The organism is Rhodococcus sp. WY5, assembly GCF_018588185.1.
Lineage (GTDB): Bacteria > Actinomycetota > Actinomycetes > Mycobacteriales > Mycobacteriaceae > Rhodococcus_F > Rhodococcus_F qingshengii.
In genome coordinates this window covers 98,008-105,678 of record NZ_JAAMPR010000006.1, presented here as the reverse complement: position 1 = coordinate 105,678, position 7,671 = coordinate 98,008, and the positions used below count along the sequence as shown (strand labels likewise).

At 63.4% G+C, this 7,671-nt stretch carries 10 protein-coding genes; 2 read left to right on the top strand and 8 right to left on the bottom strand.

The genetic code is table 11. The features are described 5' to 3' along the window. Positions 1-114: 114 nt before the first annotated feature. Genes istB through G4D79_RS34110 form a run of 3 tightly spaced genes read right to left on the bottom strand, consistent with a single transcriptional unit; the run spans position 115 to position 2,963 of the window. On the bottom strand, positions 115-906 hold the full coding sequence (istB, locus tag G4D79_RS34120; protein WP_003944771.1) for an IS21-like element IS1415 family helper ATPase IstB: 792 nt from the start codon (positions 904-906) through the stop codon (positions 115-117). Next, positions 906-2,447: an IS21-like element IS1415 family transposase gene (gene istA, locus G4D79_RS34115; RefSeq protein ID WP_030538069.1), complete on the bottom strand. Its 1,542-nt coding sequence runs from the start codon at positions 2,445-2,447 to the stop codon at positions 906-908. Before istA ends, istB begins: the two co-directional genes overlap by 1 nt. A 30-nt stretch (positions 2,448-2,477) precedes the next feature. After that, positions 2,478-2,963: a hypothetical protein gene (locus G4D79_RS34110; protein ID WP_214515018.1), complete on the bottom strand. Its 486-nt coding sequence runs from the start codon at positions 2,961-2,963 to the stop codon at positions 2,478-2,480. Between the two features lie 152 nt (positions 2,964-3,115). Here G4D79_RS34110 and G4D79_RS34105 point away from each other — a divergent pair, with 152 nt between their 5' ends. Beyond that, the gene (locus tag G4D79_RS34105) at positions 3,116-3,262 is read left to right on the top strand and encodes a hypothetical protein (RefSeq protein ID WP_157092611.1); all 147 of its coding nucleotides are present in this window, start codon (positions 3,116-3,118) and stop codon (positions 3,260-3,262) included. After that, complete coding sequence (locus tag G4D79_RS34100; RefSeq protein WP_054186977.1) at positions 3,262-4,161, top strand: type II toxin-antitoxin system death-on-curing family toxin; 900 nt, start codon at positions 3,262-3,264, stop codon at positions 4,159-4,161. The genes G4D79_RS34105 and G4D79_RS34100 overlap by 1 nt, the downstream gene beginning before the upstream one ends. Positions 4,162-4,284: 123 nt before the next feature. Here the strand turns inward: G4D79_RS34100 and G4D79_RS34095 are convergent, their stop codons facing one another. The 5 genes from G4D79_RS34095 to G4D79_RS34075 all read right to left on the bottom strand — a co-directional run bounded on the left by G4D79_RS34095 (position 4,285) and on the right by G4D79_RS34075 (position 7,621). Then, the gene (locus tag G4D79_RS34095) at positions 4,285-4,998 is read right to left on the bottom strand and encodes a hypothetical protein (RefSeq protein ID WP_054186976.1); all 714 of its coding nucleotides are present in this window, start codon (positions 4,996-4,998) and stop codon (positions 4,285-4,287) included. 42 nt (positions 4,999-5,040) lie between these two features. Then, positions 5,041-5,178 carry a hypothetical protein gene (locus G4D79_RS34090; RefSeq protein ID WP_157092610.1) on the bottom strand — a complete coding sequence of 46 codons (138 nt, stop codon included), beginning with the start codon at positions 5,176-5,178 and terminating at the stop codon, positions 5,041-5,043. Then, positions 5,175-5,624, bottom strand: a complete 450-nt coding sequence (locus G4D79_RS34085) for a hypothetical protein (protein ID WP_054186975.1) — start codon at positions 5,622-5,624, stop codon at positions 5,175-5,177. The genes G4D79_RS34090 and G4D79_RS34085 overlap by 4 nt, the downstream gene beginning before the upstream one ends. Positions 5,625-5,729: 105 nt before the next feature. Then, positions 5,730-6,194, bottom strand: coding sequence for a hypothetical protein (locus tag G4D79_RS34080; protein ID WP_075835959.1), 465 nt, complete (start codon positions 6,192-6,194; stop codon positions 5,730-5,732). After that, entirely contained in the window at positions 6,191-7,621 is a 1,431-nt protein-coding gene (locus G4D79_RS34075; protein WP_054186973.1) for a hypothetical protein, read from the bottom strand. The genes G4D79_RS34080 and G4D79_RS34075 overlap by 4 nt, the downstream gene beginning before the upstream one ends. Between the last annotated feature and the right edge of the window lie 50 nt (positions 7,622-7,671).

The following is a 7,671-nucleotide window of genomic DNA, read 5'->3' as shown; positions in this document are numbered from 1 at the left end:
TGTCAATGGCCACGAAGTTCTCCCCGTAGGCGGCCAGTAGTTCTCCCCGCTGGTGGCCACGGGTTCTCCCCGGTGGCGGCCAGTTGTTTTTCCCCACCCGCTTTCTGATTTGGGTTAGCTGAAGGGCTTCACCCCCTTGCCGGTGGTGGCTTCGGTGAGGCGGAAGGAGTCGCCGTCGGTGACGACGACGTGCGCATGGTGCAGGAGCCGGTCAACGGTGGCGGTGGCCAATGTTTTGGGCATGATCTCGTCGAAGCCGGAGGGGTGCAGGTTGCTCGAGACGGCAATCGCTCGGCGTTCGTAGGCAGCGTCGACGAGGCGATAGAATCCTTCGGCGGCGTCTTCAGAGACCGGGAGCAGACCGATGTCGTCGACGATGATCAGGTCGGAGCGGATGATCCTCGTCAGGGCTCGGGCGATGGAGTCGTCGGCACGGTGCCGGCGGACCAGGGCACCGAGGTCTTCGATGGTGAACCAAGACACCGCCAGCCCAGCTTCGACTGCGGCCTGCCCGAGTGCCTCGGTGAAGTGAGACTTGCCAGTTCCCGAAGGCCCACAGACGCAGAAACATTCACGCCGCCCGACCCACTCCAGGGTGCGGAGCGCGTCCTGGGTGGCGCGGGGAATCGACGATTTCGTTTCGTCCCAGTCGCCGAAGGTCTTGCCGGTAGGGAAACCCGCGCGTTTGCGGCGAGTGTGCAGGTTCGCCCGGTCCCGGCCGGCGGCTTCCTCAGCGAGGAGAACCCGCACGACTTCGGCGGGGTCCCAGCGTTGGGCTTTCGCGGTCGGGATGATATCGCTCAAGGACCTGCGGATATGGGGCAGTTTCAGGCGTTTAGTCAGGTCGATCGCCTCGGCCAACGGGTCGCCGTTAGCGCTGGTAACAGTGCGCAAAGGGGTGCTCATCAGGCGTCATCGCTTTCATCGTCAGTAGTGGCTGGGCTGGCCGGCGCTGGTGTCTGGCCGAAGGTGGACCAGGCGGCGGTGCCCGGTTGCAGAGTGTGGTTCTCGCTGCGACGGACCGGATCAGCGTGTTCGTGGGTGACTTGGTAGTCGAGGATCGAGATCAGGTCCCGATCGGCGAACCGGCCGGTCATCGCCGCCGTCCCCAACGCTCTGTCGACTGCGTCCGGGGAGTGCAGCTTCGAAAGGTCCACGGCCTCGGCCATCTTCGCCCTGATGCGGCGCGCTCCCGCGGCGGCAGCCTCGACCAGCCAGCTGTTGGCACCCTGGCCCAACTGTAGGAAGGCGAGCTCGGCGGCGGTACGAGGCTTGGGCACCCGGTCGGCGGCGTCGCGGTCTGGGCGGGGTGGGTAGTGGTCGTTGTCGAGGACCGGTGAACCGGGTTGGCCGCGGCGGTGCCGCGCGACTTCGACTGCACCGCCATCATTGTCGACGGCGGTCACGATCAGCTCCTCACCATGGAAGCGGGCCCAGACCCGAGTGTCGATCAACGTGTGCGGCACCGAATACCGCACCCCTTCCACCGAGATCGTCGACTCCCAGTTCACCCGCCGGGTAGTGCCGAACACCGCGGTGAACGGAGATTTCGGCAGCGGATGCAGCCGCTGCAACTCTTCGGCCAGCCGCTCGACCGGCCGCCGCCGAGTAGAGCTGTGGACGCGGGTGTTGACGTCGGTGCAGAACTGCCGGCAAGCCGACTCGAGCTCACCGAAAGAGTGATACTGCTCGCGCAGGTTCACCTCCTTCGGCAACAGGTCGGCTTTGGCGATCCGCACCGTCGCCTCACTTCCTCCCTTCGACTCCGGATCAGCAGGTAAACACGTCCGCAGCGTCGTGCCGTAATGCCGTGCCACCTCCACGATCTCCGGATTGCGGACCGCGATCCCGGCCACGTGATCGATCGTCGCGGTCTTCTCGTTGTCGGTGAGGACATAGACCGGAACCCCGCCCAAGCGGCGGAATGTCGCATCCAAACACGCCGCCACCGTCGGCAATGTCTTGTCCCAGATCGGGATCACCACCCGAAATCGCGACCACGCCAACCATGCGCAGAACAACGTCGTCTTCCGGCCGGAAATCGTTGGCCCGTCACCGAAGTCGTACTGTAACCACAGCCCAGGTTCGGTTACCCACGGCCGATACACTCGCCGCCGACCAGCCCGAAACTGGGCCTTCGCCTCCGCGACCGTCCGGCGCGTGGTCCGCTCACCGCCGGTGAACCCCAGCGCGACGATCCGTTCGTGGATGACATCCGCGCGGACCTTGCCCTGCGAGCGGACCACCAACTCCTCGATCTTCGGCAGAAAGTCGTCGATCGCCCGCGCTCGATGCCGCCGGCGGTCCGGCGGCTGCCCCGCAGCGCGCATCTGCACATACCGGGCCACCGTGTGGTGATCACACCCAGCCAGCTCCGCCGCCGCCCGATAACTACCCGTGAGGTCGTACGCCTCCAAAATTTCCATGATCTCCCTGCTCGATTTCATCCACCCAGCGTTGCCGGGACCGAATCTGACTCACAGCAGGTGGGGAACTATCTGGCCGTACGCGGGGAGAAACCATGGCCACAAAATGCGCCATAAATGGCCGCCAGTGGGGAGCTTACGATGGCCGTCGACACGCAGTAGCGGATCCAGCACCGTAGTGCTCAGGTAAGTGAGCGCGATCGGAATCCCCACGCCGAGTACCCCCGCCTGAGCGACTCGATAACGAGGCCAGATGCGAGGCAGCGCGAAAATCCCCGGCGGGGGAATCTCATGCAGGAATTCTCGGCGGTGTTCGGGAAAGAACGTGACGCCGGGGAGGAGAACCAGATACAAGAACACCAGGGCGATCGGCACCGCGCTGGCCGCCAACCAGGGATTAACCGGTTGCTGTCCCGCCCCGGTCAGAACCATCGCGCACATCAATCCGGCAAACAGGACGGCTACAGACCGCCACACGACCACTCCGAGTGGCAAAGACGATGAGGCAGGACTGTGCAGGACATCGATGCGAGTCACCGACATATTGGACCATCCCGCTACGACGCAGAGTTAGGTCTGCGACCTCTCCTAACTCCTGGTTCGTGTCTCCTGACCTGCTGATTCGTGTGGTCAGGCTCTCTGCGACGACATCTGTACCAAAGCTGCACTACTGACGTACCCTCGGAGGTATGACAGATGTACGCCACAGGGAGCCGCAGGACGAGAAGGTGCTCGCACAAGTAGCTGCCGGCCCGTCGATCGACGATGCCCAGGCTCAGGCGCTTCTGGACAAGCACATGAGCCGCTGGTCGACACTGCTCGATCGCCTCAAATAGTGGCCACGCACTACCTCACCGTTCAACAGCTGATCGACATCAACGCCGCCCAAGAGGGCGGCGTTGGTGTTTCGAGCATGGCCGGGGTGGAGACGAACGCACATCGACCCCAGTCTGGGTTCGGTGACCGCGACACCTTCCCCGATGTGTGGTCGAAAGCAGCGGCCTATCTGCACGGGATCGCCAGCACCCAGTACTTCACGGACGGAAACAAGAGAACCGCCTGGCTTGCGGCCGTGATCTTCCTCGACGCGAACGGAATGGAGTTGCCGTTCGTCGCCGACATCGAGTCCGAAGCGCTGGTGCAAGCGGTGGCGCAGAAGATCTTCGACACCGACGAAAACCCTGACCGCACCGTCGAGATCGCGGCCGAGTGGTTCCGCTCGAAGTGGGAGCACGCCAACGAGTTCGGGCGCAGCGACCGCGTCGACTGGGCAGTCCTCGGAATGGGATTCACCCCGCACGCCGCATCAGATGGGGCGGTTCTCGATGCTGACATGTTGGGAATTGCACTGATCGGAGTAACCGAGGTGCCCGGCGAATTAGAGGTGCATCTCGCAGTGCGCTGTCACTTCACCCCTGTCGACGTCGGTGTTCCGCAGGAATTCGACGTCAAGATCGAGCACTCCCGTACGGACATCGCCAGTATCACGAGCTATCAGTTCCCCCGCGAATTCGGTGTGCCGATGCCAAGTGGTCACGTCCACCACCCGCATGGGTTGATGCCCGTGACCTTCGCCGGGGGGATCAAATTCGATGTTCGAGGTGAAGGTTTGATTCGATTCGTCGTCACTCGCAACGGGCGGTTGCTGACGAAACTGCCGCTGAGCATCAAACTCGTGCCTGAAATCGAAACCATCGCTGGCAACAAGCCTTTGACTGTCCCGGATTGGCAATAGTCCGCGCGCCGCTACTTCGAGTCAGGGCATCCTTCTCCGTTAGGCGGAAAGGTATGCCCGCGCGGACTGGCGGCGCTGATACTTCTCAAGCCAACGAGCAACTCGAACTGAGGCATTGAGAAACTAGGGGTCGGGGCGGATCACAATGTCGGTCGCTTCTCGATTGGTGTCAATGTACTTTTCTCGTTCGTTTCGCCACTGTGCGAGAACGGCTTCGAGCTCAAAGCGGGAACGTGGTTTTGACAAATAGTCGAGCGTCCCGGCAATCCATGGAAAGTAGTGTCGGTGGGCCTGCCGACTTGTCGCGGTTTGAGGAGCGAAGATGTCTTGGAATGCCAATCCTGCACGGTCGTTCGCAATACGGTCCCTTAATCCCTTCTGATCGACCACCGTAGGCGATCGTCCTTTCCTGGATCTGCCGACCTTCGGTGTACGGCGTATGGCCATCTCACTGCGGTGACCGATGGCATCGACCGTTTCTTCTGCAGCGGTGACATCGAGGCCATCAGGCAGCGCCGCCAGCAATTTCGCGGCTTGCTCTTCAAGGGGGCCGAAGCCTCTGTCTCCCGTGATGTACCAGTAGGTCATAGCCGCTGCATGCTCCCACTGAAAGGCCAGCTGTCGTTCCACGCGGGGAAGACGTAGCGCGGCCGAGAAGAAGTGTGTTCGTGTTTCTTTTGCTCGCATCCGGACGGCAGACCATCGTGGATCCTCCGGGTCGATGGCCGCTGTGACATCGCGGACGTCGATCAGCTGCTCGCGCAGGGTCGCTGAGGTAGCGGCAACATCCACACGTAGTGCGTAACGGCTCGGCTTCGAGCGGAGCATCCAGATCATCTAGCTACCTTATCTTTTGGCCGACATCTGTCTTCTTGTGTTTCACGACTTGTCCTTTGCATACCGATGGGCAATGCGGGTGACGTCGCCGAGTTGGTCGAGGAGGACCGCGAAGCAACCCGCTATCAGTGCGACCGGCGCAGCCGCTGCACTGGGCCATGCCACCGCTCGTCGGTTCATCTGTCCGTCTCCGGGGCGGAGGAAGGTTCATCGTCGGAGGGGACGGGGTCCGTCTCTGCCAGCGGGTCGAGGGGTCGGCCTGCGGACTGTCCGAGGTTGATGACCCGCCCGCCCATCGCCTCGATGGCCGCGGTGTAGTTGCCGCCTACGAAGTCGGCCGTAACCGCCGGGCCGCCCGCTGCTCCTACTGCCGTCGCCGACGAGGTAGGGGACGGAATATGTATCGGAAGTGATCTGGTCGAGGAGTGGAGTTCGCGTAAGGCCTGGCCGGCCACCGCCTGGACGAACGGCGGGGCCGTGGAAGGGAGGACGTCGTTGACGTTGACGGGTGGAAGCAGCCACGGGTGCAATCCCCGGGCTCGAAGCGAGGACGTCTCGACGGGGGCGGGGGTCTCAGCCTTAGTGCGAGTGAAGAGGTGTGTCAGTGAGCGAAAGCGAGATGTCATGTCGGAACTCCTTGTCGAAGGTTTCGGGCATCATCAGCGCGAAAGATGTTCTGGTGGTGGGCAGCGAACTCGGACGGGCGGCGACAGGGCGAGCGTTCACCGGTACTACTTCGGGTTCGCGGTGTCGTCGGTGGTCGGCGCGGTGGACGCTTCCGTCATGGCGCCCATGCTCACGCCGGGGAAACATGCGACGGCCCGTTCCCGGCTTGCACAGATGAGGAGGTACACGACGCCCACCGTTGAGAGGACGGTGAACGCGAAGACACCGAACGGCCACTGTCGCTGGAGAGTGAGTGCCGTTGCCGGTGCACGGCTGATCATGTCGGTCAGGAACCAGATCCACACTGCGGCTGCCAGCATCCCGCCGGCCAGACGCAGCAGGTTCCGGGGGCGACTTACCCAGGGTGCGATCTTGCGCCGGTGCCTGTAGGCGCTGATGATCACTGTCGCGGAGAGTACGACGACCGCCGTGCCCCCGGCCCAGGACGACAGAGTCAGGAGGGTCGGCAACAAGCGCACACCGGTCTGTATGTTCGGCAGAGCGGACGGTGATCCGTTGGGGAGGTTCATGATTCGTCCTTGCGGACGGCCGCGATGCGAGTGATGTCCCCGAGTTGGTCGAGGACGACTGCGGAACCATCGTCGGTCACCAGCCAGGGAACGGCTGCGCCTTCGGTCAGTGAGACAACTTCGCCACGGCCCGTCCACTGCGCACGCACGGTGCTGCTACTGGTGACCAGTGACCCGAAGATGTTGCCGGAGGTGGCATTCGACGGTTTCCAGGCAGGGGCGAAGACGGTTTGCTGTGTGCTGGAGTCCGCGAGGACGGGTCCGGCGCTGAGTAACGTACGGTCTTCGGAGACGACGGTCGGGAGCGGGTTGTCTGTGACTGCGGCCGGTACTTCCTTCGCGGCGAGAACTTCTCCGCTGCGGGCATCGTGGAAAGCGACGATCCGATTCTGCGGATTGTCGGTGTTCCACCACGCGGCCACGACACCGCGCACGGAGGACACCGCGTGGGGCGCACCCACCGCTCCACCCGGAGAGGTGACGCTCACTGTGGCCGGAGGCTGGTCACCAGGGCGCAGGATCGACCAGGGTCCTTCTGCGGGAGATACCACGGCAGTGTCGTCGTCGAGAACCTCGTAGACGGCATTGCCCGCCGGGACGGTGAGAGGGGCGACTGCACGATCAGTGGTCAGTATCGCCGGGGCAGCACCTGCATCGGTGACAAGGATTCCTTCGCCGTTGCTGGTCAACGTCGCGGACGGGGTACTTGGAATCGACGTGGGACTCAGGTGCGCACCAGATCCCGCGAGCGGAAGCACCTCGATCGCCGTGCCGGCTTTTGCGGCCACGATCGCCTTGTCCCCGGATCCTCCGACGACGGGGGCGGCGCTCGCAGCTGTCAGCGGTTGCGATTCCCAAACGAGAGCGCCGCCGTTGGCATTGACCGCCCGGAGTGTCGCTTGCGGTGTCAGATACAGAATCCGGTCCCCGGAGGTGACCGGGGCGAAGTCACCGACGGGGGAGATATCCCAGTTCACGTGAGAACTCCAGCCGTCCGGTGCAATCCGAGCAAGATTCGGTAGCGGCGTCGCAGAACTCGCTGGAGCGGTATCGTTTCCGCCGCTGATCACGACCCCGACAATGCCGAAGGTGGCGAGAGCAAGTGCTCCTGCGACGACGTATCGGTTCCGCAATGCGAGGTGCTGCGTCCACCGCGAGCGAGAAGCAGAGGTGGGGGATCGACGCTGTGCTGCAGCAGGATCGATGACCGGACGCCGCAGGCCCCCGTCACGCAAAGCGTTGATGGTGCTGACGCCGCCGTCCGCCCGGTGAACGCGCACAACGGTATCGACACCGCTGGCCTGAGCCTTCTCGGCGATCTCGGAGAGAATCAGACGCAGCGCAGCATCAGGCGGCCCGTCGAGTTGCTGTCCGTCATGGGTGAGAGTTCCGTCTGCGTTGAGATACACGTCCACAATCGCGGGCATAAGTAACGTCCTTAGAAAGTCGAACGCGCCTGGCAGGAGCGCAAAGCCCC

What these genes read in the sequence shown, in the direction of transcription:
- G4D79_RS34085 (WP_054186975.1), bottom strand. Translation starts at nt 5,624, where the DNA reads ATGACATCTCGCTTTCGCTCACTGACACACCTCTTCACTCGCACTAAG.
- G4D79_RS34080 (WP_075835959.1), bottom strand. Translation starts at nt 6,194, where the DNA reads ATGAACCTCCCCAACGGATCACCGTCCGCTCTGCCGAACATACAGACC.
- G4D79_RS34075 (WP_054186973.1), bottom strand. Translation starts at nt 7,621, where the DNA reads ATGCCCGCGATTGTGGACGTGTATCTCAACGCAGACGGAACTCTCACC.
- istB (WP_003944771.1), bottom strand. Translation starts at nt 906, where the DNA reads ATGAGCACCCCTTTGCGCACTGTTACCAGCGCTAACGGCGACCCGTTG.
- istA (WP_030538069.1), bottom strand. Translation starts at nt 2,447, where the DNA reads ATGAAATCGAGCAGGGAGATCATGGAAATTTTGGAGGCGTACGACCTC.
- G4D79_RS34090 (WP_157092610.1), bottom strand. Translation starts at nt 5,178, where the DNA reads ATGAACCGACGAGCGGTGGCATGGCCCAGTGCAGCGGCTGCGCCGGTC.
- G4D79_RS34095 (WP_054186976.1), bottom strand. Translation starts at nt 4,998, where the DNA reads ATGATCTGGATGCTCCGCTCGAAGCCGAGCCGTTACGCACTACGTGTG.
- G4D79_RS34105 (WP_157092611.1), top strand. Translation starts at nt 3,116, where the DNA reads ATGACAGATGTACGCCACAGGGAGCCGCAGGACGAGAAGGTGCTCGCA.